The sequence below is a fragment of the Janthinobacterium sp. NKUCC08_JDC genome (genome assembly GCF_019345575.1).
Lineage (GTDB): Bacteria > Pseudomonadota > Gammaproteobacteria > Burkholderiales > Burkholderiaceae_D > Janthinobacterium > Janthinobacterium aestuarii.
Window position 1 is genome coordinate 61,420 of sequence record NZ_JAHKQW010000009.1, and the last position, 25,932, is coordinate 87,351.

The following is a 25,932-nucleotide window of genomic DNA, read 5'->3' on the forward strand; positions in this document are numbered from 1 at the left end:
TTTTCCCGCCCAGGCCGCCACAAGCGGCCGGGCCTGCAGGAATACTTTGAGACAGGTTGCTTGCCAGACCATTATGCGAAAAAAGAATACTGTAGCCCGGACACCCATCACCACCACCCGCCCCGTATCCGGCGCCGGACGGCGCGTGACCTCGTATGACGTGGCCCTGCTGGCCGGCGTGTCGCAATCGGCCGTGTCCCGCTGCTTCAAGCCGGGCGCCAGCGTTTCGCCAGCCACCCACGCCAAGGTCATGCAGGCGGCCATCAGCCTCGACTACATCCCCAACGCGGCCGCGCGCAGCCTGATCACGCGGCGCTCGAACCTGGTGGCCGTCATCATTTCCAACCTGGCCAATCTGTACTATCCGCAAGTATTGTCCGACCTGAGCCAGCAAATCGCCCGCCAGGGCAAGCGTCTCCTGTTGTTTACCCTCGAGCGCGAAGCGGACATCGGCAAGGTCTTGTGCGATGTGTGGCAATACCAGGTCGATGGCGCCATCGTGGCCGCCTGCCTGTCGGACGAACAGATGGCCGAATTCGGCCGGCGCGACGTGCCGCTGGTGCTGTTCAACCGCAGTCCGCGCGAGCACGCCGTGCACGCCGTGCTGTGCGACCAGGGCGAAGCGGCGCGCCTGCTCGTCTCGCGCCTGGCCGAAGCGGGCCACCGCCAGTTCGCCATCATCGACGGTCCCGGCGACTCGGCCGTCGCGCAGGAACGCAAGGCCGGCATGCTCGACCGTTTGCTGACCCTGGGCTTGCCCGCGCCCATCGTCGTCAGCGGCAACTACGATTACGCCAGCGGCGGACGCGGCTTGCGCAAGGTCATCGACCGCCTGGGCCGCGTGCCGGACGCCGTCATTTGCGGCAACGACATCATGGCCATCGGCTGCCTGGACACGGCGCGCCACCAGATGGGCATCGAGGTGCCGCTGCAGATGTCGGTGGCCGGGTTCGACGCGCTGGAAGCATCGGGCTGGCTCAGCTACGACATCACCACCCTGCGCCAGCCCGTGCAAAAGATGGCCACCGACGCCGTCGCCATGCTGGGCGAACTGATGGAACGGCGCGGCGGCATCGCCGAGCGGCGCCGCTATTGCTCGTATCTGGTCGAGGGAAGTACGGCGAGGCTGACTGGAGCACAGCCATATTTCGGCATGATGGCCGCCGCCTGAAAAACGCCCGTGGCGTTGTTGCCTGCCCCTCGCCGTACTATTCGTACTGTCTTCGGGGCCGCGCCTAGCCACAGGCGTTTTTCAGACGCTCGCACTTCTCTGCCAAAAACCTTGCACATAAAAAAACCTCGCATTGCTGCGAGGTTTTTCATTTCAAGTCCAGGGAATCAACCGAAGATCTTGCCCTTGAGCATATTCAAACCCTGGCTGACGAGGTCATTGCCTTCCGGTACCTGACCATCAGGGGTCAGTTTGTCGATCAGCTGGGGCAGCAAGGCGGCCAGGCCGCCCGAAGCCGCGTCCGGTGCGACGCCCGCTTTTTCCGCGATCTGGGTGATCGTGTCGCTACCGAGCGCATCCTTGATTTGTTCGCCGGAGACAGGCGCATTGGCACCCGTGCCGATCCAGCTGGCTACCTGGTCGCCCAGGCCGCTTTCCTGGAATTTCTGCAGCAGGCCGGGCAAGCCGCCGTGCTGGTTGACCAGGTCCATCACACTGGCCATCAATCCCGATGGGGCTTCCCCGTCAGCACTTTTGTTGCCCAAAGCGCTCATCGCCTGTCCTGCAAGTTGATCTAGCAAACTCATCGTATTCTCCTGAACGCTATCGATTGGTGCCGCGTGACTGCGGCGTCGGTATGGCGCAGACCATTCTGCGCCATGGAAATCATTATACTATGAATAATAACAATGCTATAATTACAATCTTGAGGCGAACGCACAGATCGCCTCACTGTCGAGGCATCCACCTCCATCATATTTAGTTCGGCCCAACTTGCAAGCGTAAATTGACAGTTTGCAAAAACGTGTAGAATTAATTTTCCACTTACTGAGGAGTATCAACACATGAACATCAATAAAGCGGTAGACAAGGCTTACGAAAAAAAGACCTTCAAGGAAATCGCTGATGCGCCCGTCGATGCGCTGCAAGGCGTGAGCGAAAAGGATGCGGAACTGCTCAAGCAAGCGTTCAATATCAAGACCGTGCGCGATCTGGCAAACCTGAAATACTCGAAGTGGGCGCGCGCCATCGTCACCCTGGCCGATACGGAAGAATAAACCGGGCCATGCCGCAGGCATTCCCGTCAGCACAGCCCGCCCCAGTCGGCGGGTTTTTTCATTCCGGCCTACTACCGGCTGGCAAGCCGATAGCCGCGCGGAGTCGCCGTTGACTACGCCGCTGACCCTGCCTGGCATCTGCTGGCCCCTGCAAGCGAGCACGGGCCACCTTGCCGTCACCACGCAGCACATCACGGGCCACTTTCGCGCCGGCGCGGGCGAAGATGCCATCATCGTGTGCGATCTGCTGGCAGCCGGGAAGTTCCGCAATGGCGCGGCGCGCCACTGGTGCCGCACGCACCAGTGCTACTGGGGCACGCAGGCCGACGTGGCCGACTGGCAGTCAACGCGGCAGATGCGTTGCCGCCAGCACGCCAGCCCCATGGGTTACGTGCTGTATCCGGCACTGTTCGACCCCAGCCAGTTTCACGCCACGACCTTGCGCCCGGGCCCCGATGGCGTGCTGCAACTGCGCGCCAAGGCCGATGACGGCGGCGCCCTGCTGGCGCGCGACCTAGCCGCGCTGGCCATCGACTGCCGCGCCCTGCCCGGCCTGTTCCCGCCCGACGTCGTGCAGCTGAACATCACGCCGCCCGCCGCGCAAGCGTTCACCGCCGCCTTGCAGGCAGGCACGCCGCTGGACTGCAGCGACTGCGCCCGCTGCGGCCATCCGCACCTGGACCTGGGCAGCTTCGCGCTGGCGCCGCACCGGCGCCACAGCTGCGGCCATTGCGGCCACGACGCCTCGCACAGCGCCACGGCCATCGTCTCGACGCCCCTGTGGCGGCTGCGCCAACGCTACGCGCAATGGTTCTGACGCAATGCGTCTGATGGTGCGTCCGCCCACAGTCAGGCAATGCACTGCCGAGTAGACTCCCTCCATCACCACCACGAGGACGGCACCATGCCACAAACGCAACACCAGGATGAAAATGGCCAGCCAGGCGACGAAGGCGATTTGTCCGACCTGCTCAGCGAATTGCGCATCCTCTTGCCGGGCGCGCAGATGCTGACGGCCTTCCTCATCATCCTGCCCTTCAACGGCGGCTTCGCGAAGATCGTGCAGGCGGAAAAAGTCGTCTTCCTGCTGACGTTCTTCCTGTCCATGACGAGCCTGGTGCTGCTCAGCGCGCCAGCCATCCAGCACCGCGTGATGCGCCCGCTGCAAGACCGCGAACGTTTCAAGCGCGTGGCCGACCGCATCATGATGTGCGGCGCCTTTTCCCTGGCGCTGGCGTTTATTCTGGGCACGAACCTGGTGATGTCGGAAGTGTTCGGCCACATCGCCGGCATCATCGCCGGCGTCCTGATGGGGTCACTCATCATTTGCATGTGGTGGTGGCTGCCCCTGCACCTGAAAAGCAGCAAGAAGATCTAAGCGCAGCGCCCAGCGCCCAGTCCGCGTCCGGCAACTATCGTAGGCATAGTCGCTTTCATATTCTACGTGTCAATATTTTCCATGGGATCAGAAATTCCTTGCCCCGTCCGTCTCCGAGTGACATCAGAGCGATTCCCCCGTCCTGGCCATCAGCACGGCTGCCGTCATGCAAATACAGCTTGCGCACCTCGACGCCAAGATTAGTATGAATGCAATATTTTGTCTTTGTACAAGCAGTATCGAACCCGCATTGAAAGGATGACAACTTGGATCCCGACCTCGACCTCCTCAAGAAACAGATTGAATTGATGGCCTTGCACGCGCAATCGAGCATGGACCCCGCGCAAGCAAGGGCATTCGAGGCAGCGACACGGAAAATGCAGGCGGAATATGAAGGGGCAAAACGCATCCTGGCCGACAAGAACGCCAGCGCGGAAGCCAAGAAATATGCAAAGGACGTCACGGACGCCATCAACAAGAACTTGCCCAACATGGTCAAGGGCGTGCTGTCCGCGGCGAGCGCCTTCAAGTCGGGCGACTATATCAATGGCAGCGCCGCCATCATGGATATCTGCGCCGCCGGCATGCAGCTGATCGGCAGCCTGTCAGCCGGCGCCGGTCCGTACGGCGCGATATTCGGCGCCCTGTTCAGCATTGTCGGTCAACTGCTCACCTATTTCGGGCCAAAGCAACCTTCTCTCAAGGATCAGATCATTGAGGCAATGAAAGGGTTGAACGCGGATGAGAAACTGCGTGAAGTCAAGGCCAATGGCAGTGCGGTTGATCAATATATGGCGACCATAGGCCGCATCAAACTGGATCTGTCCGAAATTCTGCCGACGCCCTTGAACACGGTGGAGAATCGGGTGAAGGTCCACAAATGTCTCGATAGTTGCATTATTTCAATAAATAATGCGTTTACTATTATTTCCGTTTTATACGACAAATGGATGACCGCCGAATGGCTGAAGGACGAAAAAACCCAGGACCTGGAGAAATGGCCGGAAATCCTCGGCGTTTTCTGCCGCACCTACGCCGATGCGCTGCTCGCCCATGTACTGCTGGAGTCCCTCGTCGACCATGAAATGGTGGGGCGGCAGCTGGAGCAGGCCTCGATTCGAAATCCGGACTACAAGAACACGCCGCACGAGTATGACGCGATCTACGACCGTTTGATACGGCTCGAAGCGGACATGGAGGCGCTGCCCAAGCTGTGGAACGACGGCAACACCCAGATGCTGGAATGCCTGAAGGCGATCGAACCGGTCGCCCGCGACCGGGGCCTGTTCGCTCACCTCGGTACCAACATGAGCAAGAACCTCTACGCCGCGACGGGAGGCAGCGTCACGCGAACCGGCGAATGGAAGCCTTTTCAGATCGGCTATGGCAATCGTGGCCGCCGCTTCGCCTTGACGATGCCAAAGACGGAGGCAGGCTCGCTGAAGCCACGCTATCACCTTTTCTTCTGCCAGCACTGGAGCGCGTCCGATAACGGCGACATGGAACACGGCTGGCTGGATCCGACCACGCTTGAAGTGTCGGACATGAAAGAAGTATCCGGTGATAAATTCCATGACGTCTGGGCACTGCCGTCCCCCGACGACAGCCGCGCATCGTTCGTCTACACGGCGCGCAATGAAGGCAGGCAAGGCTCCATCAAGCTGCATCAATTGAATGACAGCGGAGAGTTGAAAGCCGGAAATTGGCAGCCGGCGACCAAGGCCGGCGTCGTCAACGTCCGCGCCATCACCCATCCGCCCGCGACATTGCCCGATGACCCGGACGGGGCCGCCATGCTGCCGGCCCTCCTGCAAGGGACGGACCATTACAACTCCATCATGTACGGCGCCCTTGCCGCTTCCGGAGAGCTTTACGTCGACCAGTCAAATACCCGCTGCTACGTGCCAGCGCCGTGGGGCAGCTATACCGGTATCGATGTCGATCCCTACTATGTCTGGGTTTTTGGGCCGATGGGCCTGGCGTGCGCCACGCACGCCTCGGTCATCAGTTGTATACGCGGCATCATCAAATCGCCCAGATGGATCAGCCATATCCCCGAAGCGCTGATCGGCGACACACATACCCATCCGGGCAAAACGTGGCGGGACAGGTACACCCAGGCGAGGATTCCCTACCCGCCGCTGATCGGCATACAATCGCTGTCGCCGTGCAAGGATGGCACCCTGTTCGCCAGCATCACGACACGCACCGTTACAGCTGTACAACATGGCGGAGAAGTCGCCTACATCGCGACCGATACGCCAGCCCTGTATACGGCCCTCTACAGCATCAATATCAAGGATGGCAGGCTCAACGTGGGACCGTGGAGCAAGCTGCCCGGCGGCCCGCAGGCGCAACAAGTCCAGAAGATGGCCATCCCCTGCTGGTCGCTATTTGCAAGTTTGAAAGCACAGCTGGCCAAGACGCCTGTCATGGCCCCGCCTCCGCTGCGAACTGCCCGGCAGACCACGCTGTAAGCCTGCCCTGCCGCCATGGCTCGCCGTGGCGGCAGGAATTACACAGACGGCAAGCGACGCACGGCGAAAGGAAACGCAGCATGGGCAAGCCGCTACCCCGCCTTTTGCAAAATGGTGATCTTGCCATCTGCCTCGAGGAACGCGCATTTCATGTCCGCCAACGGACAATCGGCCTCGCGCAGCGCCTGCTCGACATCGCCGCCGGCCACCCGGCATTTCTTGACGACATCCTCAAAAATCTGGCCGTCGCGCCCCAGCAGCACGGGCGTGCCATCGACCAGATCGGCGAACTTACGGCTGCGCGAACTCAGCCATGCGATCAGCATGTTGAGGCAGATCAAAGTCAACGCCAGTACCAGGCCGGCGGGAACGGATTCGTCGCCGCCGGACAGGGAATTCGATACCGCCTCGCTCAGCAGCATGACGACCAGCAAGTCGAACGGCGTGAATTGCCCCACCGTCCGCTTGCCCGTCATGCGCACCATCAGCAGCAAGGCAAGGTAGATGATGACGGCGCGCGCCACCAGTTCCCATACCGGCACATCCAGATCGAACATGGCAATCCTCCCCACAGATGATTGCCTTATTTATACGTCTTTTTGCTCCGGCATGGCCACACCGCTGGCCTGCTCCAGCAACGTTTCGCGGAAAATCCCCACCAGCGGACGCAAGTTGACCTTGTGCCAGGCCAGCCACAATGGCGTGCGGTAGCTGAACCACGGCAGTGCGCGCACGATCACGCCGGCCGGCGCGTGCTGGCGCAGGCTGTGCTGGATCATGGCCATGCCCAGCCCGGCCGCCACCAGGCCCAGCGCCGTCAGCGGTTCCGTTGCTTCCAGGCGGATATCGGGCGTAAAACCGGCGCGCGCGCAGGCGGCGATGAAGTTATCGTGTTTCAGCACGCTTTCCTTGTGCAGCACGGCAATCCATTCCTGGCCCGCCAGGTCCTCGGGCGTCAGCTCCGTCTTGTGCGCCAGCGGGTGCGTCTCCGGCAAGGCCAGCAGCATGGGGTCGCTCAGCACTTGCGCGCAATCGAGGTCGGGGTCGTTCGGCAGCGGCGGTTCGCACAACAGCGCGATATCGAGGCTGCGCTGGCGCAAGCCTTCGATCTGCTCGGCAGAATGCAGGTTGTACAGGGCGATGTGCACCTGTGGGCGCGTGGCGCGCAAGGCGCGCAAGCCATCGGGCAGGACGCCCGCATGCATGGCGTTCTCGATGTAGCCGATGCACAGGCCGCCCTCGTCGCCGCGTCCCAGGCGCTTGGCCAGCGCTTCCAGGCGATTCCCGTGCGTGATAAAAGCGCGCGCTTCGGCCAGGAAAGTATGGCCGTCGCGCGTCAGGCGGATGCGCTGCGCGCTGCGCTCGAACAGGGTCAGGCCCAGCCTGTCTTCAAGCTGGGCGATTTGCCGGCTCAGCGGCGATTGGGAAATATGCAGGCGCTCGGCGGCGCGCCCCACGTGTTCTTCCTCGGCGACGGCGATGAAGTATTGCAATTGGCGGATGTCCAGCATATCAGACCCTTAAGGACTCAAGTTGCGCTAATTATGTCTTGGACAGGCTTAACTTGTCCAGCTATTCTGTCTTCACTGATCCACACATTGAAGGAAACATCATGAGTATCAAACACTTACTGACAGGCAAACTGGGTTTCGGCACGGCGCCGCTGGGCAATATGTTCCGCAACATTCCTGAAGAGGAAGCGATGGCGACCGTCGACGCGGCCTGGGAATCGGGCATCCGCTATTTCGATACGGCCCCGTTCTACGGCGCCGGCCTGGCCGAGCTGCGCCTGGGCGCCGCCCTGAAACAGCGCCGCCGCGACGAATACGTACTGAGCACCAAGGTCGGCCGCCTGATCCTCGACGAACTGGAAGACCCGGCAAGCCGCGAACTGGGTGAAAAAGGCGGCTTGTTCGAATTTGGCCGCAAGAACAAAATCGTCGACGATTACTCGGCCGACGCCACCCTGCGCTCGATCGAAGACAGTTTGAAACGCCTGGATACGGACCACCTCGACATCGTCTGGGTACACGACATCGCCCAGGATTTCCACGGCGACAACTGGCTGGCGCAATTTGAAACGGCGCGCACAGGCGCCTTCCGCGTGCTGACCCGCTTGCGCGAAGAAGGCGTCATCAAGGCTTGGGGCGTGGGCGTGAACAAGGTGGAACCGCTGGAAATGACCCTGGACCTGGCCGAAGCCCAGCCCGACGCCTTCCTGCTGGCCGGCCGCTACACCCTGCTCGACCATGAACGGGCGCTGCAGCGATTGATGCCTGCCGCCGCGAAACAGAACGTCGACATCGTCGTCGGTGGACCCTACAGTTCGGGCATCCTGGCCGGTGGCGCGCATTTCGAATACCAGAAAGCCTCGCCCGAGATCATTGCAAAAGTGGAACGCATCAAGGCCATTGCCGCGCGCCACGGCGTCAGCGTGAAGGCGGCCGCCCTGCAATTCTCGCTGGCCAACCCGGCCGTGGCCGCCGTGATCCCCGGCGCCAGCCGTCCGCAACGCCTGGCCGAAGACCAGCAAGCATTGAACAGCGTCATCCCCGCCGCCTTCTGGCAAGAGATGCGCGCCGAGCAACTGGTGTCGCCATTCGCTCCCCTGCCAACCGGCAGCAACTAATATATAAAGGAAGACCATCATGGCCCATACCACCACCTCGATCGACATCGCCGCCACGCCGGCGCAAGTGTGGCAACTGATTGGCGGCTTCAACTCGCTGCCCGACTGGCTGCCGTATATTCCCAGCAGCACGTTAAGCGAGGGGGGCCGCATCCGCCACCTGGCCAACCCGGCCGGCGACGTCATCGTCGAGCAGCTGGAAGCGTACGACAATGCGGCGCGCAGCTACAGCTATTCCATCCTGCAGGCGCCGTTTCCCGCCACCGATTATCTGTCCACCCTGCAAGTGAGCGCGATTCCCGGCAGCGATGGCGCCCGGGTCAGCTGGTCGGGCCGCTTCACGCCCATGGGCGTGAGCGAGCAGGAAGTGACGGAGCTGTTCCACGGCATCTACGTGGCGGGACTGGAAGCACTGCAGCAATCATTGACGAAGTAACAATCCGCGAAGACCATTTCCGCCACAGCCAGCTTTTCTTCGCCTGCCCTGTGGCGGAATCGCGCAGATTCCGTGTTATCGTTAACAACAAGAGCAAGCGTTATTGTGTGCAGTGCAGCATATTTCAGCCATCGCCCAGCAGAGCTTGCCCGAATCTTTTACAATGTTGTCTTTGGGCAGTTCCTATCGCCCGAAAATACCGGCCAGCCGACGACTCTGGTGGCGCATTGCCACTTCCGGCCGGGCCACAGCGCTTCTCTCCACCCTGTCATTCTTTACCCAACTAACAAGAACATGCACGCCTCCGTAGACCCATTGATTCCGCGCGTCACCGCGCCTTTTGGCGCTGGCTATGCCGACCTGGCCCTGGCCATCGGCGGCCTCGCCATCGGTACGGGCGAATTCGCCTCCATGAGCATCCTGCCCGTGGTGGCTGACGACCTGGGCACGACCTTGCCGCAGATGAGCCACATGATCAGCGCCTATGCGCTGGGCGTGGTCGTCGGCGCGCCCCTGATCACGATCTTCCTCGCCCGCATGCCGCGCCGGCTGATGCTGATCTGCCTGATGCTGATGTTCGCTGGCGGTAACTTGCTCAGCGCCATCGCCCCCAATTATGGCTTGCTGGTCGTCGCGCGTTTTGTCGCCGGCATCCCGCACGGCGCGTATTTCGGCGTGGCGGCCTTGGTGGCGGCCGCCCTGGCCGAACCGGACAAGCGGGGCCAGGCCGTCGCCCGTGTCCTGATGGGCTTGACCGTAGCCAATATCTTCGGCGTGCCGCTGGCCACGTATATCGGCCAGACCCTGGGCTGGCGCTCGGCCTTCTTGCTCGTCGCCGCGCTGGGTTTGCTGACCATGCTGATGGTGCGCATCTTCGTACCGATGGTCGCCGCCGGCGACTCGAGCCCGCGCCGCGAACTGGGCGTGTTCCGCCGCCTGCAAGTGTGGCTGACCCTGCTGATGGTGGCGATCGGCTTTGGCGGCATGTTCGCCGTCTATACGTTCATCACGCCGACCTTGCTGGAAATCACGAAAGTGTCGCCCCTCGTCATCTCCATCTTGCTGGCCATCATCGGCGTCGGCATGACCGTGGGTAATCTGATCGGCGGCTGGCTGGCCGACCGCTCGCGCCTGTGGACCATCTTCGGCGTGCTGCTGTGGAACGTGGCCGCCCTGGCCGCATTTACCTACACCAGCAGCAATGTCTGGCTGACGGCCATCAACCTGTTCGCCATCGGCGCCGGCATCGCCGTCGCTCCCGCCGTGCAGACGCGCTTGATGGACGTGGCCGGCGACGCGCAAACCGTAGCCGCCGCCCTCAACCATTCCGCCTTCAATATCGCCAACGCCCTGGGCGCCTGGGCCGGCGGCATCGCCATCGCCATGGGCATGGGCTTGCGCTCGACAGGCTGGGTCGGCGCCATGCTGGCCTGCGGCGGCATCGTCGTGCTCGGTATTTCCGTGCTGGTGGAAAACCGCAGCCGCAATGTGGGCGGCGCGCAGCCGGCTTGATCCGTGCAGTGAGCGGCGGCCGGTTCAGGCGGCCGCTCACTGCGCGCTCGTCTAGTCCTCGATGGCAAACGCCACCGCCGCCTCGCAATGAATGGCCGTGGTATTAAATAACGGCAAGTCGATATCTGCGGGCTTGACCAGCAATGGAATCTCCGTGCAACCCAGAATCACGCCCTGCACGCCTTGCAGCCGCAGTTTCTCTATGATGCCGAGAAAAATTTTCCGACTGCCATCGGTAACAATATTCTGTACCAGTTCCGTGTAGATAATGTCGTGGACGACTTCCTGTTCGGCCGCATCGGGTGTCACTGTGGCGATGCCAAAGCGCTCCAGCGCGTCGTGATAAAAGCGGCCCGCCATGGTCTGCTTGACACCCAGCAAGCCGACCTTGCGCAAGCCCGACTGCTGCACCCGCTTCGCCGTTTCCTCGACGATGCTGATGAAAGGCAAGCCGATCCGCGGTACGACGGCCGGCGCGAAGCGGTGCACGCCATTCGCGCATAGCAGGAAGAAATCCGCGCCCATGCCTTGCAGGCGCCGCCCTTCCTTGACGAGGAATTGCTCGATGGCGTGGGAATCGGCTTGCGCCGCGTGCGCCACGAAATCGGCCTGGTCGATGCTGACCAGCATGATGCGCGCGCTATGCGCGGGACCGATGCGCGCCACCAGCATTTCATTGAGCAAGCGGTAGTATTCCAGGGTAGACGCCCAGCCGATGCCGCCGATCAAGCCTATCGTTTTATGTTGCACGTCTATCCTGGCAAAAAAGAGTTTCGTACATTGTATGTCACGCGTATCCAGACGACGGCAGAGAAGCACGCAGCGCTGCCGCCATCCAGATGGCGCGGCACCTTGCCGTCTACCCTCCGCATCTACCTGATGTCATGGCCATTGGAGGTGTGTCGGCTGTATTCGCTCTCAAACGCCGCCAGGCTCTCCGCCTGCGCCCACAGACTGGCGATATAGCGAAATTCATCCTCGAACGGCTGCTCGAAATCGGCCACGTCCGTCGCATACTCGCAATTGCGGCTCAGCATGACCAGCCAGTCGGGATAAGCTAGCGCCGGGTACAAGCGGGTCAAGATGGCGTCGAGCGAAGCCACGCTTTCCCGCCCTGCCAGATAGGCGGCGCGCAACTCGACGATGAATTTGCCAGCGAGGAATTGCTGATCGAGCCGTTGCGTGCCCCGGTAGCGCTCGATGATCACGTCAGCCAGCGGCAACACCTCGTCAACACCCCGGGCGCTGGCCAGCAGCACGACCTCGAGGTCGTCGCCTTCCTGGTCCAGATGCAAACGCTCCACGGCCCAGTCCACGCAGCGGTCCGCCAGGGCAAAACCCATGCGCAGCTGGAAAACGGCGATTTCCAATTCTGTCAGTTGTTCCATGTCTTTCATTTTGCTGATGCCCTCCTCACTCCGCCCGCAGCATCTTCTGCAACACCGCATCAAGCTCGTAAAAATCCACGGGCTTGGTCAGGTGCAGATCGAAGCCCGCATCGGATGCCATCTGGCGATCCTTGTCCTGGCCCCAGCCCGTGACGGCCACGAGGATGGCGTCCTTGCCGCAGGGTTCACTACGCAACAGCCGTGCCACGTCGTAGCCATTCATGTCCGGCAAGCCGATGTCGAGCAGGATCACGCGTGGCATGAAAACTTGCGCCGCAACCATGCCGGCCGGGCCATCGTAGGCCGTGCGCACTTCATAGCCGAGGATGTCGAGCGCCAGCGCCAGGCTTTCGGCCGCGTCGGCGCTGTCGTCGATGACCAGCACCTTGCCCTCGCGCGTGCCGGCCAGCAAGCGGCGGTTGGGCTCGGGCGGCGCCTGCAGCGGCACGGCGGGCAGCGGCAGGCGCAATATGAAGGTGCTGCCCAGCCCCACGCCATCGCTGTGCGCGCTGATACTACCGCCATGCAATTCGGCCAGGCCGCGCACCAGCGACAGGCCGATGCCCAGGCCGCCCTGTGCCCGCGACAGGGCCGGTTCCAGCTGCGAAAACATGTCGAACACCGTGTCCAGGTGCTCGGGCGCAATGCCGATGCCCGAATCGTGCACGGTAATGTGCACGTCGTTGTCCGTGCACGACACTTCCAGCCCGATGACGCCGTTGGCGGGCGTGTACTTGACGGCGTTGGTCAGCAGGTTGGCAATCATCTGCCCCAGTCGCGTGGCGTCGGCGTCGAGCCAGATGGATTGCGGCCATTGCCCCACGTGCACCGCGTGGCCCGATTGCGCGGCCAGCTCCGCCACGCTGTGCAGGGCCGCTTCGACCACGGGGGCCAGCTCCACGCTGGCGCGGCGCAATTCCAGACGCCCCTGCGTGATGCGCGACACTTCCATCAAATCGTCGACCAGGTGCGTCATGTGCGCCACTTGCCGGCCCAGCACGTCGCGGGCCCAGCGCAGCTGCGGATCGTCCAGCTGCGCCAGGCGCAGCACTTCCAGCACATTGCGCATGGGCGCCAGCGGATTGCGCAGCTCGTGCGCCAGGGTGGCCAGGAACTCGTCCTTGCGCCGGTCGGCGGCCGCCAGCTGCTCGTTGAGCTCGCCCGCCTCCTTGCGCGCCAGCTGCAGCTGCTGCTCGTATTTGCGCCGGTCGCTGGCGACAAAGACTGCGATCTCGTCATAACGCACGCCCTCGTGCACGCGGCGCACGGCGTTGAACAGCATCGGTATGGATTGCCCCTGGCGCTGGCGCATGTCGAGCAGAATTTCCGACACGCTGCCCTGCACCTGCATCAGCGGCAGCCAGTGCGTCTGGTGGAACACGCGCCCGCCGATGGTCAGCAAGTCCTGCAGTTTCTTTTTGCCGAGCAATTCCGCAGAGCCATAGCCGAGCCAGCCGCAAAAGGTGGCGTTCGCCTGCACAATGGTGCCGTCGGCCGTGCACAGCAGCAAGCCGCAAGCTGCGTGCTGGAACAAGGTACTGGTATCAGGCAAGGAAGGCATCGTGTCGCGCATTACAGGTGCAGGCCATCGAGAAAGCGGCGGATGGCGCGGTAGCTGGCGTCGGGCGCGCTCATGTGCGGGCAATGGCCCACATTCTCGACCACGTGCAGGCTGCTGCGCGGCAGCATCTCGCGCAAGTACTCGCCCACGGACGGCGGCGCGATGAAGTCGTCGCTGCATTGCACGATCAGGGCCGGCGTGCTGTTGTGCGGCAAGATGGCGCGGTGATCGGACAAAAACGTGGTTTGCGCGAAATGCCGGGCGATGGCCGGATCCGTACGGCAAAAGCTGTTCACAAGATCGTCTCCCAGCGCCGGCTGCCCGGGCGCGCCCATGATGGCAGGCGCCATGCCGGCGGACCAGCCCAGGTAATTGGCGTCCATGGCGTCCAGCAAGTCGTCGATATCGGCACTGCTGAAGCCGCCCCGGTAACCGGCCGCCGCATCGTCGATATAGCACGGCGACGGCGCCAGCATGACTTGCGCGACGAACAACTCCGGCTCGGCAATCGTGGCCAGCAAGGCGCTCATGGCGCTGACGGAATGGCCGACGCAAATCACGGGACCGCCGCCAACGGCATGGATGACCCGGCGCAAATCGGCGCCATGCGCATCGAGCCGCGCATAGCGATCGAAATCATAGGCGCCCTGGTCGGAAGCGCCACTGCCGACAAGATCGAACAGCACGGTGCGGTAGTGCGGACGAAACAGGGGCTCCAGGTAGCGCCACATGGTTTGATCGCAGCCAAAACCATGCATGAACACCATGGTGGCTGCCGCGCCCGCCAGCGGTGCACCGTTGCGTTCGTTCACGCGGACATTGTTCCGATCTTCTATACGCATGCCGCTTCAACCTTGAATATTTCCATGTGGAATGTAAATTAACTTCTTGCTAGCATCTTAGCATGCGCCATTTGACTCGAGGCAACACCATTGGCGCTGGACAAACGCCATGCCACGGCGGATAATGAGAACGATTCCCATTATCAAAATAACAGGCCTGTACCAGGCCCATACTTGGCTTTTCCCTGTGCGCCCCGGTGGCGCCCGCTGGCGGCAACAAGCCGGTTTTATGTTGAAGGTTTGTACCGCATGCGCGCTTTCTGGACTGTCATACACCGCTGGGCCGGTCTCACCATCGCCCTCTTCCTCATCGTCGCGGGCCTCACGGGCGCCGTCACGTCGTGGGACCATGAACTGGACGAATGGCTCAACGCCGACATCATGGAAACGCCGGGCCGCGGCCCCCTGCAGCCGCCGTTCGTGCTGGCGCAAAAAGTGGCCGCCGCCGACCCGCGCGTGGAAGTCAATTACATGACCCTGGGCCTGGAAGAAGGCCATGCGGGCGCCTTCATGGTGCGCCCGCTCACCGACCCGGCCACGAACAAGCCGTTCGTGCTCGACTACAATACCGTCTACATCGATCCCGTCACGGCGCAGATCACGGGCACGCGCGATTCGACCGCCATTTCCCTGTCGCGCCGCAGCCTGATGCCATTCTTGCGCCATCTGCACTACAGCCTGCACGTGCCCGCCTTCTGGGGCACGGACCGCTGGGGCTACTGGCTGATGGGGACGGTGGCCCTGATCTGGCTGCTCGACAGCATGGTGGCGTTTTATCTGACCACGCCGCGCCGTTTGCGCCCACGCGCGCAGGATGAAGCGCCGCGCCACCGCGACGCCGCCAACTGGTGGCAGCGCTGGAAACCGTCATGGGTGGTGCGCTGGGCGGCCGGCGGCTACAAGCTCAATTTCGATTTGCACCGCGCGGGCGGCCTGTGGGTGTGGGCCATCATCATCGTCGTCGCGTTCACGTCGTTCTCCCTAAACCTGTACCGCGAAGTGTTCTATCCCGTCATGTCGCTCGTCTCGACCACCACGCCGGGCCCGTACGAAACGCAGACGCCGGCGCCATACGGCACGTATATCACGCCCGTGATCGGTTTCGAGCAAGCCGTGGCCATCGCCAAAAAGCAGGCCGTGCAGCGCGGCATCACCTCACCCATCGGCGGCATTTATTATGGTGGCAATTACTCGTTCTACAACGTCTCGTTCTTCGACCCGGCCGATGAATTCGGCGCCGCCGGCATGGGTTTGTCAAACCTGTACGTCGACGGCATGGACGGCAGCATCATCGGCCAGCACAAGCCATGGGAAGGCACGGCCGCCGACGTCTTCGTGCAATTGCAATTCCCCCTGCACTCGGGCCGCATCCTCGGCCTGCCGGGACGCATCATGATGTCCTTCATGGGCGTGATGGTGGCCATGCTGTCGGTGACGGGCATCGTCATCTGGGAAAGAAAACGTCGTTCGCGCCGCCTGCAGGCGAAAAAGCCATTGCAATCCACCTGACCTGGCGACTCCACAAGGGCGCAGGCGGACGCATCCGGTCTGCGCCGCACACGCGCAACGCGCAACTAATAGTAGCGGCCATCCCACCTCCTCACTTTGCTACACGGTAGCCGGCACATGCCGGCTGTCCGTGCTGCGCCTTCCGCTCGACTAATGCAGTTTACTTGCAATAGCATGACGCGCCAGCTATTATTGCAACTCAATTGCATTTACCACTTTGCGCTGCGCCTGCGTCCAGCGCCAGCATCCCATACGCCTATTAGAGAGTCCTATGCGCCATCATGTATTCGCAGCCGCCATGCTGTCCACTGCCCCGCTCGCTTACGCGGCGGACGACGTCACCCTGCAAACCATCCAAGTCCGCGCGGACAGGCCTTCCGGCATCGACAGCGTCGTCATCGTCGAGAATACGCAAGCGCAGAACAGGACCCTGGGCGGCATGCTCGAGCATGTATCGGGCGTGCAAAGCAGCGCCTTCGGCCCGAATGCCGGCGCACCCGTGATTCGCAGCCTCAGTGGCAGCCGCGTGCAAATTCTCGAGGATGGCCAGTCCATCCTCGGCATGAATGCGCTCAGCGGCGATATCAACATCCCGTTCGACCCGCTGTTTGCGCGCAGCGTCACCGTCAACAAATCGTCCGACAGCGTGCGTTTCGGCGGCAATGCGATCGGCGGCAGCGTGGACGTCGATTCCGGCCTCATTTCCAGGAAGATGGAGAGCAAGGAGAAAGACCTGGAGCTGGTGCTGCGCAAGGGCTTCAACGATGCCGACGCGCAAGGCTTGCGCATGAATTTCAATGATGGCAAACATTTCTCGACGAATCTGCAGATGTCCTTCCAGAAAATCGGGCATTACGATATTCCTGGCAACAGCAAGGCCGGCGTGTGCAACAGCCAGCTGTTCCCAGTGAAAGGCGGCGTGAATAGCTTTTTGGCCGACAGTTGCCAGAAAGAGGCGCGGATCCAGCAGGTCTACAACAAGGCTTCGCAACCGTTTATCGACCAGTTCATGAAGGAAAATCCGGACTGGGCGGATGGCGATTTTTCCTTCTATACCAATCAGCCGACATCCGTATGGCAGCGCAAGACCTACGTCAATCCGGCCAACCCCGCTTACGTGCCCGGCACGCCAAAGACGGTGCAGAACAAGATCAACAAGGACGTGACACCCGATTACCACGGCACCCTGGGCAACAGCCATGCCAGCAATTCCCACTTTGCCGTCGGCAGCACCTACTTTTTCGATCGCGGTTACGTCGCCGCCAGCCTCGACACCAAGAATAGCGACTATGGCGTGCCGGGCTTTTCCATGGAAAACCAGTCTTTCGGCTCGAATTATGACGAGGGGGTGCCCGTCGGCGTCGTGATCAGCCAGGATAAATATGCGCTGGAAGCCACTCTGCGCGATCCCGTCGCGTATATGGAAAGCGCGCAGTTGCGCGTGTCGCGCCTGAACAATACGTCGGGAGAACGCCTCGGTGCGGCGAAGGCGAATGACTACCGCTTCGACACCAACCAGGCCGAGCTCCTGCTCGCGCACCGGCGCGCGGGCCCCTTGAGCGGCTTGCTTGGCCTGAGCCATCAATCCCGCGACGTCACCGGCAGCGGGCCGCAGCTTTACCTTCCCGATGCGAGCACGGCCAGCAGCGCGCTGTTCGTCAAGGAAAGCCTCGACGTCGACTGGGCCACCTTCGATGCCGGTTTTCGCCATGAAAAAGTCGAGCACGACATCCACAAGAGCGGATTCAAGACGTCAAGGAATGCGAAAAACGCCAAACTCGAGGACAGGTCATTCAGCCTGAACAGCTATAGCCTGGGGGCCTCGGCCAAGCTGGGGCAGCTTTTCGGTGCGAAGCTGCGCCATGCCTCGTCGGAAAGAGCGCCCGACGTCAATGAGTTGTATGCGAGCAACCGCCACTATTCGATCATGACCCAGGAAGAAGGCAACCAGGATTTGAAAGCCGAGCGCGCGCGGAATACCGAGCTTACCGGATTGTTCGGCCATCGCGGCTTCCAGCTGTCCGCCACCGGCTACGTCATGAAGTATGAAAACTTTCTGTATCTTGGCCACTCGGGACTGCAGACGGCCAATCGCCTGCCATTAAAATATTGGAAGCAGACCGATACGACGGTCAAGGGATTCGAGATCGACGCCTCGCAGCTCATTCAGCTTGGCGGCTACGGCAAGCTGAACCTCTCCGCCTTTGCCGACCTGGTCAGGAACAAGGCGGACAATCCGGACAAGCTGCGCGCGCACAACGACGGCGCCTACCTGCCCAACATGCCCACCAACCGCTATGGCGCGAGTGCGCTGTGGGACAACAAGGGTTGGAAGGCCAGGCTTTCCAGCACGTGGTACGACAAGCAGAAGTACCTGGGCAAGAGCGTCAGCGAGGAAGTGCCGCTCGACGGCTACACCATGGTGAACTTCCAGGTGAGCCGTGCACTGCAAGTGCCGAATTCACCGTTTGCCGGCATCGACGTGTTCATCAGCGGCACCAACCTGCTCGATGAGGACGCCAGGCCGCACAATTCCCCACTGAAATACATCGCGCCCTTGCCTGGCCGTGGCTTCCAGATTGGATTGAGCGCCAGGCTCTAAGGCGCGGCGCCATCCCGCTCCCGCCTCACCAGCGCCAGCAGGCTGTCGGCCCGGTTGCCGTCGCAGCAGATGGCCAAGCCATCCGTGAAGTCTGGCGCCGTCAGCCGCGTCAGGACGCTGCCGGGCGGCATTTCCAGCGCCAGCCTGGCCCCCCTTTCCCACGCCAGGCGCGCGGTAGCGGACCATTGCACGCGCTGCGCCATGTTGGCGGCCAGGCTGTCGCGGATGCGGGCCGGGTCGAACAGCGCGCGCGCCGCGCTGCTGCTCAGGTAGACAAGCGATGGACGGCGCACGACCACGCCATCGAAGGCGGCAGCCATGTCGCCGGCGGCAGCCTCCATCAACGGACAATGCGACGGCACGCTGACGGCCAGGCGCTTGGCCTTGCTGGCGCCATGCGCGAGGGCCAGCGCCATCACGGCGTGCAAGGCGGGCTCGCTGCCGGCAATGGCGATCTGGCGCAGCGCGTTCAGGTTGGCGACATATACGGGCGTTGCAGCGCCATGCACCTGCGCCAGCAAGGGTTCCAGCTGCGCCAGGTCCAGGCCGATGATGGCCGCCATGCCGTAGCCGGCCGGATACGCGTGCTCCATCAACTCGCCGCGCCGCGCCACCAGGCGCACGGCGTCGGTGAAATCGAGCGCGCCGGCGACGACGGCCGCCGCATATTCTCCGATGGAAAAGCCGGCCACCATGTCGGGCAGCGCACCGCGCGTGGCCAGGGAGCGCGCCATCGCCACGCCCGCGATCAGCAAACACAGTTGCACGGCCCGCGTCGACGCCAGCGCGGCAGCCGTGTCCAGTTCCAACGGATCGTGGCCCAGCACTTCAGCCGCTTCGGCCAGGGCCGCCGCCACGGCAGGATCGCCGGGCAACGCATGCAGCATGCCTGGAGTCTGGGCGCCCTGGCCGGGAAAGGTAAACAAGACGCTCATGCCAGCTCCCATGGCGTGGCCGTCAGCACCGGGCCGTGATCCGTTTTCAGCAAGACCCGGCCCCGCCCCGCCGCCCACTCGGCATACGCAAAGCCGCCACGGCCCGTGTCGATCTGCAGATCCAGCCGGCACGCCGTGACAGTGGCCGCGATGGCGCGCAGGGCGTCGGCCCGGGCGGGGTCCGGCGGCGCGCCGATGCGCAGCACGAGATCGAGGTCGCTGTCGGCGCGCAGCACGGGCAAGCCGCTGGCCAGTGCGAAACCGACGCCGCCCGTCGGCCCCCAGGCCCAGCCCGTGGCGTCGAGCAACGGCGCAACTTGCCGCAGCGCGTCCAGTGCGGCGCAGGAAACATCCGGCACTGGCGCATGCGCCAGCATTTCCGGTGTGACGCGGCGCACGACGGCGGCGGCATCCACTTCGAACGCATGCCGTTCGCTGCGCGACCTGCCGCGCAGGCCCACGGGGATGCGCCCGGGCGCCGTGCTGGCGCGCCGCACCACCAGGGGCGCGGCCTGCAGCCAGGCAGAGTCGGCCCAGGCTGGCAAGGATGCACCGTCCGGCAAGCCGTCCAGCCACAGCAAGTCATGCGCGCGCCAGGCTTCCATCAGGCCACCACCGCCTTGACGGCAAAGAACAGCAACGATGGACCCAGCAAACAGCCCAGGCCCGTATGAAACGTGGCCACCAGCGCGCCATACGGCACCAGTTTGCGGTCGGTGGCGGCAAGGCCCGCCGAGACGCCGCTGACGGTGCCGGCCAGGCCGCCGAAGACCATGGCCGAACGCGGTGTTTTCAGGCGCAAAAAGCGCGCCGCGGCGGGCGTGCCCACCATCACCAGGATGGCCTTGATGAGACCCGCCGCGATACTGAGCGCCATGACGTCGGAACTGGCGCCGATGGCCGCACCCGTGACTGGGCCGACGATGTAGGTGACGGCGCCGGCGCCGATGGTGGTCATGCTGACGGCATCCGAATAGCCAAATGCATACGCGATGCCCGCGCCGACGAGAAACGGCAGCACCACGCCCAGCATCAGCGCCACGACGCCGATCAGGCCAGCCTTGCGCGCTTCCGTCGCCTGCACTTCGAAGGCCGTGGCGACGATGGCAAAGTCGCGCAGCATGGCGCCGCCCATCAGGCCGATGCCGCCGAACAACGACAGATCGGCCAGTCCCTTGTGGCCGCCACTATGCACGCCACCCCAGTAAGCAAGGCCCAGACCGATCACGATGGCGATGGCCGAGCCATGCACGCGGCCCAAGGTCAGATACTTCGACAGCGCCACGGACAGCAGCATGATCAGGCCGACAAAAGCGAATGCCGTCACCAGGCCATTGTGGATGGCGGCTTTTTCAAATATCTCAAGCATGACGGTGCTCCTTGATCAACACCGAATCGGCTTCGGCGGCGGCCGGGCTTTCCATTCGATTAATCAGCGAGATCACTGCGCCACAAACGATGACGGAACCGATGGCGGCCAGCACGGCCACCGGCCCGCCGCGCAGGGCCGCCACCACGTCCTGCTGTGCAGCCATCGCCACCACCACGGGAATATACATGGCGCCCCAGTATTCGACGCCCCGCTCCGTCATCTGCGGCAGCCAGCCGCGCCGCTGCATGTAGAGACGGGCGCAGATCAGCAGCAGCATGGCGATGCCCACGCCACCCACGTTGGTCTTGACGCCCATCAGCTGCCCGAGCAGGTCGCCCAGGAAGATGCCGAGCAAGTGGCATAACGCCAGCAGTGCGGTTCCGTAAATGATCATGATTTGTCTCCGTTATAGGAATGGAATGACTTGAAGTCTTCTCTGTTGTTTCACCTACCACTGCTGCCCCAGCACCTCCCTGACTTTTGCCGACGCCTGGCGATGCGGCGCGCCCAGGCGGCTGGACAAGTCCGCCAGCGGGTCGGCGCGGATGTCACGAAGGGCCGCCCGCAGGCAGGCCTCGACGGCGGCCGTGTCCTGTGCTGACGGATCGTCCGGCTGCGCCACCGGCAAGGTTTGCCACAGCAGGCCCAGGGTGGCGTAGTTGCCAATGTCGTAGGCCATCGGCGCGACGGTGGCGGCCAGCGCTTCGAGCGCTTCCACGGTGCGCAGGGTGATGCGCGCGGCCGACGCCTTGCCCATCGCGTGCACCATCACTTGCGGGTCGTCGAGCGCGATCAGGCGGTTGGCCTGGTAGCCGTGCGCAAGGAAGGCGCCCGACATGGCCTTGCCGACGATCAGGCCGATCACGGGATGGCCGGCCAGGCGTGCCTCGGCATAAGCGCCCGCCGCGCCGGCCAGCGCCTGGTGGATGCCGTACGCCTCTTCGCGCCGGCCATACGCCTGGCTGGCCACGTCGATGACGGCGACGATGGGCCGTTTCACGGCCAGCGCTTGGTCCTCGACCACCACCTGCCGCACGGCGCGCGCCAGCTGCCACGCCTCGACCAGGCCGACTTCACCGGTGCGGGCTCGTACAAAACGGTTGTCCGGGTCGGGCAGCACGGCAAGGTAGCGCGCCGGCTCGTCCGCCAGCGGCGCGTCGGCCACGCGCACGGAAGGCGGATAATCAAGCAGCGGCGCGGCATGCTGCGTCAGGGCCGCGAGCCAGACGGCGCCCCGGCTCGTATCGGTGATGGCGTTCATGCTGCTGCTCCTTTGCTGTAGATGGTGCGCACGGCTTGCGGCGTGGCTTGCGGGCCGGCGTCCACTTGCGCCAGGCGGGCGAGAAAATCGTCAGCCTGGCTGCTGCGGTGCTGTGCTGGCACGCCGCGCGCGAACAATTCGGCTACCGTGGCGCGCATCTGCGCCGTGTCGTCTTCCACATAGGCGTCGGCCAGGCCGCTGTGGAAGCGCTGTTCGCCGCCCGTCAGGCTCCAGATGAACGGTTTGTTGCGCGAGTCGAATTCGTCCATGCCCGCCTCCTGCTCGATCACGGCCGGACCGTTGAGACCCAGGCGCGCCTCGCGCGTGACGACAAGGTAGCTGCACAAGCCCGCCGCGATCGACATGCCGCCGTAGCAGCCGACGGTGCCGGCCGTAATGCCGATCACGGGCTGGTAGCGGCGCAGGTCGACGATGGCCGCATGGATGTCGGCAATGGCAGCGAGGCCCAGGTTGGCTTCCTGCAGGCGCACGCCGCCCGTTTCGAACAGGATTACGGCGCGCGTCGGGATGCCGTTGCGATTGTCGCGCGCCGCCAGTTCCAGCGCGCCGGCGATTTTCGCGCCGCCCACCTCACCCATGCTACCGCCCTGGTAGGCGCCCTCGATGGCCAGCACCACGGCCGGCTGGCCCCCGAACAGGCCCTTGGCCACCACCACGCCGTCGTCCGCCTGGGCCGTCACGCCTTGCTGCGGCAGCCAGGGCGAAGCGATGCCGCAGAACGGGTCGAGCAGTTCGCGCATGCTGCCCGCATCCAGCAAGGCCTTGGCCCGGCTGCGAGCGCCCCGTTCGATGAAGCTGTCGCGCTCGAGTAATTGCTGCAATGTGCTCATGCTGCCCTCCCCGCTTGCAATTCTTCGTACGCTTGTTCGATGCGCATGCGCACCACGCCCGGCGTGGCGCCGCAATCGTTGATGACGATGCGCGCCGCCGGCAGCGGCTCGCCACCGAATACCCGCTGCAACAGCGCATCCCACACGGCGCCCTTGCCATCGACGGAGGTGTTGACGACGATGCGGGTCACGCCATCGTCGCCTGGCTGCAGCAGCACTTCCAGGTCGCCCGAGCCGACGACGCCGGCCAGGGCGCGGCTAGACGCCGGCGGCCCGGCCGGGAATGTATAGTCACGCGTTTCCATGCGCTTCTCCTTGTGTCAATCGGTCGAGGAACAGGGTCGCCGCCAGCAGGTCGGCCGCGCCGCCTGGCGAGACGCCGCGCGCCAGCGCCACGGCTTCCAGCGCCAGCAATGCTTCGGTACCAGCGTCAGTGGCTGCGCCGCCGGCCGCCAGCACCCGCGCAGCGCCTGCCTGCACTGCCAGCAAAGCCAATTCGCCGCCGCGCGACAGCACGCAGGTGTCGTCCAGCTGGCTGACTATGGCCAGCAAGGCGTTCAGGCGCGCCGTCGTTTCGTTGTCGCCGCGCGCCCGCGAGGCCAGCAAGGCAGGCAATCCGGCGCCTGTCACCAGAGGAAAGCCGGCCCGGGCCTGGCCGCGCGCGCCGTCGACCTGATACTGGCGGCATGCCAGTTCGCCCTTGTTGCCGGTGGCGCCAGGCGCGCCGCGGTCATGCAAACGGGCCAGCGCACCGGCCCGCGCCGCCACGGCTTGCGGCGCCAGCGATCCGCCGCGCACACCCTGCTGCGCCGCCGCCGTCACCAAGAGTCCCAGCGCCCAGATGGCGCCCCGGTGCGTGTTGACGCCGCCCGTGGCTGCCAGCATCAGCGCCTCACCATCGCGGCCGATGGCGCCGATGCGCTGACGCAGCAAGTCGTCGTCTTCACTCTGCGCGCCAGCGTCGGCCATGGCGGCAAACACGGGCTCCAGCACGCAGGCCGAATGGCACATCAGAGCCCAGTTCAAGTCCGTGTGAGCGCCACGACTGCGCAAATCGACCAGGCCCGGTTTCGGCGTCAAGGTCACTTCATCGAGCAGCGCCTGCAGCACTTGCCGTCCCAACGTGGCGCAGCGTTCCCGCACCGGTGTCATCGTCATCATTGTGCTCATTGCAATCATTACCAGCTCCTGAATTTGGCGGGTGGTTGATACAGGCCGTCCGACCATTCGACCAGGTCGGCGATGCTTTTCGCGGCCAGCAGCGAACGGCTCGCCGCGCCGCGCTGCACGCCGATATCCTCGGGCAGCGCGATCAGGCCGTCGGCGCGCAATTTGGCCGTCGTCTTCGGGTCGTGGCGCAGGCCGATCGGTGTCACGCCGGCGACGGCCGCCAGCATGGCCTTGCGTTCATCGAGCGAGCGGGCCTTGTACAGGTAGGCGATGCCCTCTTCCGTCAGCACGTGGGTGACGTCGTCGCCATAGATCATCACGGGCGCCAGCGGCATGCCGCTGGCCTGGCCCACGGCGACGGCATCGAGCGATTCGACGATCGTCGGCTGGCCGCCATCCTGGAACGTTTCGACCATCTGCACCACCAGCTTCTTGCCGCGCGCGAGCGGATCATCGGTCTCGATCAGGTCCAGCCAGGCCGGTGTCGGGTGGCGCCGGCCGTGCGGATCGTGGCCCATGTTCGGCGCGCCGCCAAAGCCGGCCAGCCGGCCATTCGTCACGGTCGACGAATTGCCCAGGCCATCCATCTGCAAGGTGGCACCGATGAACAGGTCGACCGCGTACTGGCCCGCCAGCTGGCACAGGGCCCGGTTCGAGCGCATGGAGCCGTCGCGGCCCGTAAAGAACACGTCGGGCCGCGCGGCCGCATAGCCTTCCATGCCCAGTTCCGCGCCGAAGCAGTGCACGCTCTCGACCCAGCCCGTCTCGATGGCAGGGATCAAGGTCGGATGGGGGTTCAGCACCCAGTTGCGGCAGATCTTGCCCTTCAAGCCAAGCTGCTCGCCATACGTGGGCAAAATCAGCTCGATGGCGGCCGTATTGAAACCGATGCCGTGATTGAGCGACTGCACCTGGTGTTTTTCATACACGCCGCGGATCGCCATCATGGCCATCAGCACGTGCACGGGCTTGATCACGCGCGGGTCGCGGGTAAACAGCGGCTCGATGAAGAACGGTTTATCGGACTGCACGACGAAATCGATCCACGAGCCGGGCACGTCGACCCTGGGTAAATCGCTGACGTCGTCGACGATCTGATTGACCTGGGCGATGACGATGCCGTCGCGGAAGGCGGCCGATTCCACCAGGGTCGGCGTGTCCTCCGTGCTGGGGCCCGTGTACAGATTGCCCTGGCGGTCGGCCATGTAGCCGGCCACCATGACGACGTTGGGCGTGAGGTCGACGAACAGGCGCGCATACAGTTCGATGTAGGTGTGGATGGCGCCCACCTCGAGCAAGCCATCCTGCAGGAACTGGGCGATGCGCAGGCTTTGCGTGCCGGCAAACGAAAAATCGAGCTTGCGGGCGATACCCCGTTCGAACAGGTCGAGGTGCTCGGGCAGGCTGACGCTGGGCATGATCAGGTGCAGATGATTGATCTTGTCGGGATTGACCTGGGTCAGCATGCGGGCGAGGAAGTCGGCCTGCTTCTGATTATTGCCTTCGAGGACGACGCGGTCGCCCGGCGCCAGCAAGGCTTCGAGCACGGCGACCATGTCGCCCTGCTGCAGCACGGGGCCGCTCGCGTAGTGGCGCACGGCTTCCAGGCGGCGGCGCTTCTCGGTGCGCCGCGTGTCCCATTGTTTTTGCCGCTGCGCTGGCGCTGCTGTGGCGGTTGACATCTTGCCTCCGAATTAAGCTATCGAACCTTGACGATAGAGCGAAAACGGGGCCGCGACAATCAACCTGCTACCATGTTCATTACCCTGAAGTTAATGAA

General features: G+C 63.6%; 26 protein-coding genes. 10 read left to right on the forward strand and 16 right to left on the reverse strand.

Going from position 1 to position 25,932, the window contains the following annotated elements:
* Positions 1-145: 145 nt before the first annotated feature.
* Complete coding sequence (locus KO538_RS19850) at positions 146-1,171, forward strand: LacI family DNA-binding transcriptional regulator (RefSeq protein WP_235194210.1); 1,026 nt, start codon at positions 146-148, stop codon at positions 1,169-1,171.
* 167 nt (positions 1,172-1,338) lie between these two features.
* Here the strand turns inward: KO538_RS19850 and KO538_RS19855 are convergent, their stop codons facing one another.
* A complete protein-coding gene (locus KO538_RS19855; protein WP_051991132.1) occupies positions 1,339-1,725 on the reverse strand; it encodes a YidB family protein in 387 nt (128 codons plus the stop codon).
* Positions 1,726-2,016: 291 nt separating this feature from the next.
* Between KO538_RS19855 and KO538_RS19860 the strand changes: the two genes are divergently transcribed.
* The 4 genes from KO538_RS19860 (at position 2,017) to KO538_RS19875 (ending at position 6,084) form a co-directional block, all read left to right on the forward strand.
* The gene (locus KO538_RS19860) at positions 2,017-2,229 is read left to right on the forward strand and encodes a hypothetical protein (protein ID WP_034751103.1); all 213 of its coding nucleotides are present in this window, start codon (positions 2,017-2,019) and stop codon (positions 2,227-2,229) included.
* A 109-nt stretch (positions 2,230-2,338) separates the two neighbouring features.
* Positions 2,339-3,046 carry a hypothetical protein gene (locus KO538_RS19865; protein ID WP_070301901.1) on the forward strand — a complete coding sequence of 236 codons (708 nt, stop codon included), beginning with the start codon at positions 2,339-2,341 and terminating at the stop codon, positions 3,044-3,046.
* Between the two features lie 87 nt (positions 3,047-3,133).
* Entirely contained in the window at positions 3,134-3,607 is a 474-nt protein-coding gene (locus KO538_RS19870; protein ID WP_070301903.1) for a DUF6328 family protein, read from the forward strand.
* A gap of 266 nt (positions 3,608-3,873) precedes the next feature.
* Entirely contained in the window at positions 3,874-6,084 is a 2,211-nt protein-coding gene (locus KO538_RS19875) for a hypothetical protein (RefSeq protein WP_219329404.1), read from the forward strand.
* A 92-nt stretch (positions 6,085-6,176) separates the two neighbouring features.
* Here the strand turns inward: KO538_RS19875 and KO538_RS19880 are convergent, their stop codons facing one another.
* Positions 6,177-6,641 carry a DUF421 domain-containing protein gene (locus KO538_RS19880; protein WP_219329405.1) on the reverse strand — a complete coding sequence of 155 codons (465 nt, stop codon included), beginning with the start codon at positions 6,639-6,641 and terminating at the stop codon, positions 6,177-6,179.
* Between the two features lie 30 nt (positions 6,642-6,671).
* Positions 6,672-7,595, reverse strand: coding sequence for a LysR family transcriptional regulator (locus KO538_RS19885; protein ID WP_219329406.1), 924 nt, complete (start codon positions 7,593-7,595; stop codon positions 6,672-6,674).
* A gap of 101 nt (positions 7,596-7,696) precedes the next feature.
* Between KO538_RS19885 and KO538_RS19890 the strand changes: the two genes are divergently transcribed.
* The 3 genes from KO538_RS19890 to KO538_RS19900 all read left to right on the forward strand — a co-directional run bounded on the left by KO538_RS19890 (position 7,697) and on the right by KO538_RS19900 (position 10,661).
* The gene (locus KO538_RS19890) at positions 7,697-8,713 is read left to right on the forward strand and encodes an aldo/keto reductase (RefSeq protein WP_219329407.1); all 1,017 of its coding nucleotides are present in this window, start codon (positions 7,697-7,699) and stop codon (positions 8,711-8,713) included.
* Positions 8,714-8,732: 19 nt separating this feature from the next.
* Positions 8,733-9,149, forward strand: a complete 417-nt coding sequence (locus tag KO538_RS19895; RefSeq protein WP_219329408.1) for an SRPBCC family protein — start codon at positions 8,733-8,735, stop codon at positions 9,147-9,149.
* 294 nt (positions 9,150-9,443) lie between these two features.
* Entirely contained in the window at positions 9,444-10,661 is a 1,218-nt protein-coding gene (locus KO538_RS19900) for an MFS transporter (RefSeq protein ID WP_035818476.1), read from the forward strand.
* Between the two features lie 51 nt (positions 10,662-10,712).
* Here KO538_RS19900 and KO538_RS19905 read toward each other — a convergent pair whose 3' ends face one another.
* From KO538_RS19905 to KO538_RS19920, 4 genes are all read right to left on the reverse strand, one after another.
* On the reverse strand, positions 10,713-11,411 hold the full coding sequence (locus KO538_RS19905) for an aspartate/glutamate racemase family protein (protein ID WP_161781482.1): 699 nt from the start codon (positions 11,409-11,411) through the stop codon (positions 10,713-10,715).
* A 122-nt stretch (positions 11,412-11,533) separates the two neighbouring features.
* Positions 11,534-12,049, reverse strand: a complete 516-nt coding sequence (locus KO538_RS19910) for a hypothetical protein (protein WP_219329409.1) — start codon at positions 12,047-12,049, stop codon at positions 11,534-11,536.
* Positions 12,050-12,074: 25 nt separating this feature from the next.
* Positions 12,075-13,610, reverse strand: a complete 1,536-nt coding sequence (locus tag KO538_RS19915; RefSeq protein ID WP_219329410.1) for an ATP-binding protein — start codon at positions 13,608-13,610, stop codon at positions 12,075-12,077.
* Between the two features lie 11 nt (positions 13,611-13,621).
* Positions 13,622-14,452 (reverse strand): alpha/beta fold hydrolase, encoded by an 831-nt coding sequence (locus KO538_RS19920; protein ID WP_219329411.1) that lies wholly within the window; start codon positions 14,450-14,452, stop codon positions 13,622-13,624.
* Positions 14,453-14,701: 249 nt separating this feature from the next.
* Between KO538_RS19920 and KO538_RS19925 the strand changes: the two genes are divergently transcribed.
* Positions 14,702-15,961 carry a PepSY domain-containing protein gene (locus KO538_RS19925; protein ID WP_219329412.1) on the forward strand — a complete coding sequence of 420 codons (1,260 nt, stop codon included), beginning with the start codon at positions 14,702-14,704 and terminating at the stop codon, positions 15,959-15,961.
* 298 nt (positions 15,962-16,259) lie between these two features.
* Positions 16,260-18,563 (forward strand): TonB-dependent receptor, encoded by a 2,304-nt coding sequence (locus KO538_RS19930; protein WP_257620463.1) that lies wholly within the window; start codon positions 16,260-16,262, stop codon positions 18,561-18,563.
* Here KO538_RS19930 and mdcH read toward each other — a convergent pair.
* Genes mdcH through mdcA form a run of 9 tightly spaced genes read right to left on the reverse strand, consistent with a single transcriptional unit; the run spans position 18,560 to position 25,834 of the window.
* Positions 18,560-19,498, reverse strand: a complete 939-nt coding sequence (mdcH, locus tag KO538_RS19935; RefSeq protein ID WP_219329414.1) for a malonate decarboxylase subunit epsilon — start codon at positions 19,496-19,498, stop codon at positions 18,560-18,562. The genes KO538_RS19930 and mdcH overlap by 4 nt on opposite strands.
* Positions 19,495-20,103, reverse strand: coding sequence for a malonate decarboxylase holo-ACP synthase (locus KO538_RS19940; RefSeq protein ID WP_219329415.1), 609 nt, complete (start codon positions 20,101-20,103; stop codon positions 19,495-19,497). The genes mdcH and KO538_RS19940 overlap by 4 nt, the downstream gene beginning before the upstream one ends.
* Positions 20,103-20,867 carry a malonate transporter subunit MadM gene (madM, locus tag KO538_RS19945; protein WP_034751139.1) on the reverse strand — a complete coding sequence of 255 codons (765 nt, stop codon included), beginning with the start codon at positions 20,865-20,867 and terminating at the stop codon, positions 20,103-20,105. Before madM ends, KO538_RS19940 begins: the two co-directional genes overlap by 1 nt.
* On the reverse strand, positions 20,860-21,264 hold the full coding sequence (gene madL, locus KO538_RS19950) for a malonate transporter subunit MadL (protein ID WP_219329416.1): 405 nt from the start codon (positions 21,262-21,264) through the stop codon (positions 20,860-20,862). Before madL ends, madM begins: the two co-directional genes overlap by 8 nt.
* A 54-nt stretch (positions 21,265-21,318) precedes the next feature.
* Positions 21,319-22,131, reverse strand: coding sequence for a biotin-independent malonate decarboxylase subunit gamma (gene mdcE / locus KO538_RS19955; protein ID WP_219329417.1), 813 nt, complete (start codon positions 22,129-22,131; stop codon positions 21,319-21,321).
* Positions 22,128-22,982, reverse strand: a complete 855-nt coding sequence (locus KO538_RS19960) for a biotin-independent malonate decarboxylase subunit beta (protein ID WP_219329418.1) — start codon at positions 22,980-22,982, stop codon at positions 22,128-22,130. Before KO538_RS19960 ends, mdcE begins: the two co-directional genes overlap by 4 nt.
* Entirely contained in the window at positions 22,979-23,287 is a 309-nt protein-coding gene (locus KO538_RS19965) for a malonate decarboxylase subunit delta (RefSeq protein WP_219329419.1), read from the reverse strand. Before KO538_RS19965 ends, KO538_RS19960 begins: the two co-directional genes overlap by 4 nt.
* Positions 23,274-24,161 carry a triphosphoribosyl-dephospho-CoA synthase gene (locus KO538_RS19970; RefSeq protein ID WP_374106866.1) on the reverse strand — a complete coding sequence of 296 codons (888 nt, stop codon included), beginning with the start codon at positions 24,159-24,161 and terminating at the stop codon, positions 23,274-23,276. The genes KO538_RS19965 and KO538_RS19970 overlap by 14 nt, the downstream gene beginning before the upstream one ends.
* A complete protein-coding gene (gene mdcA, locus KO538_RS19975; protein WP_219329421.1) occupies positions 24,161-25,834 on the reverse strand; it encodes a malonate decarboxylase subunit alpha in 1,674 nt (557 codons plus the stop codon). The genes KO538_RS19970 and mdcA overlap by 1 nt, the downstream gene beginning before the upstream one ends.
* Positions 25,835-25,932 lie beyond the last annotated feature (98 nt).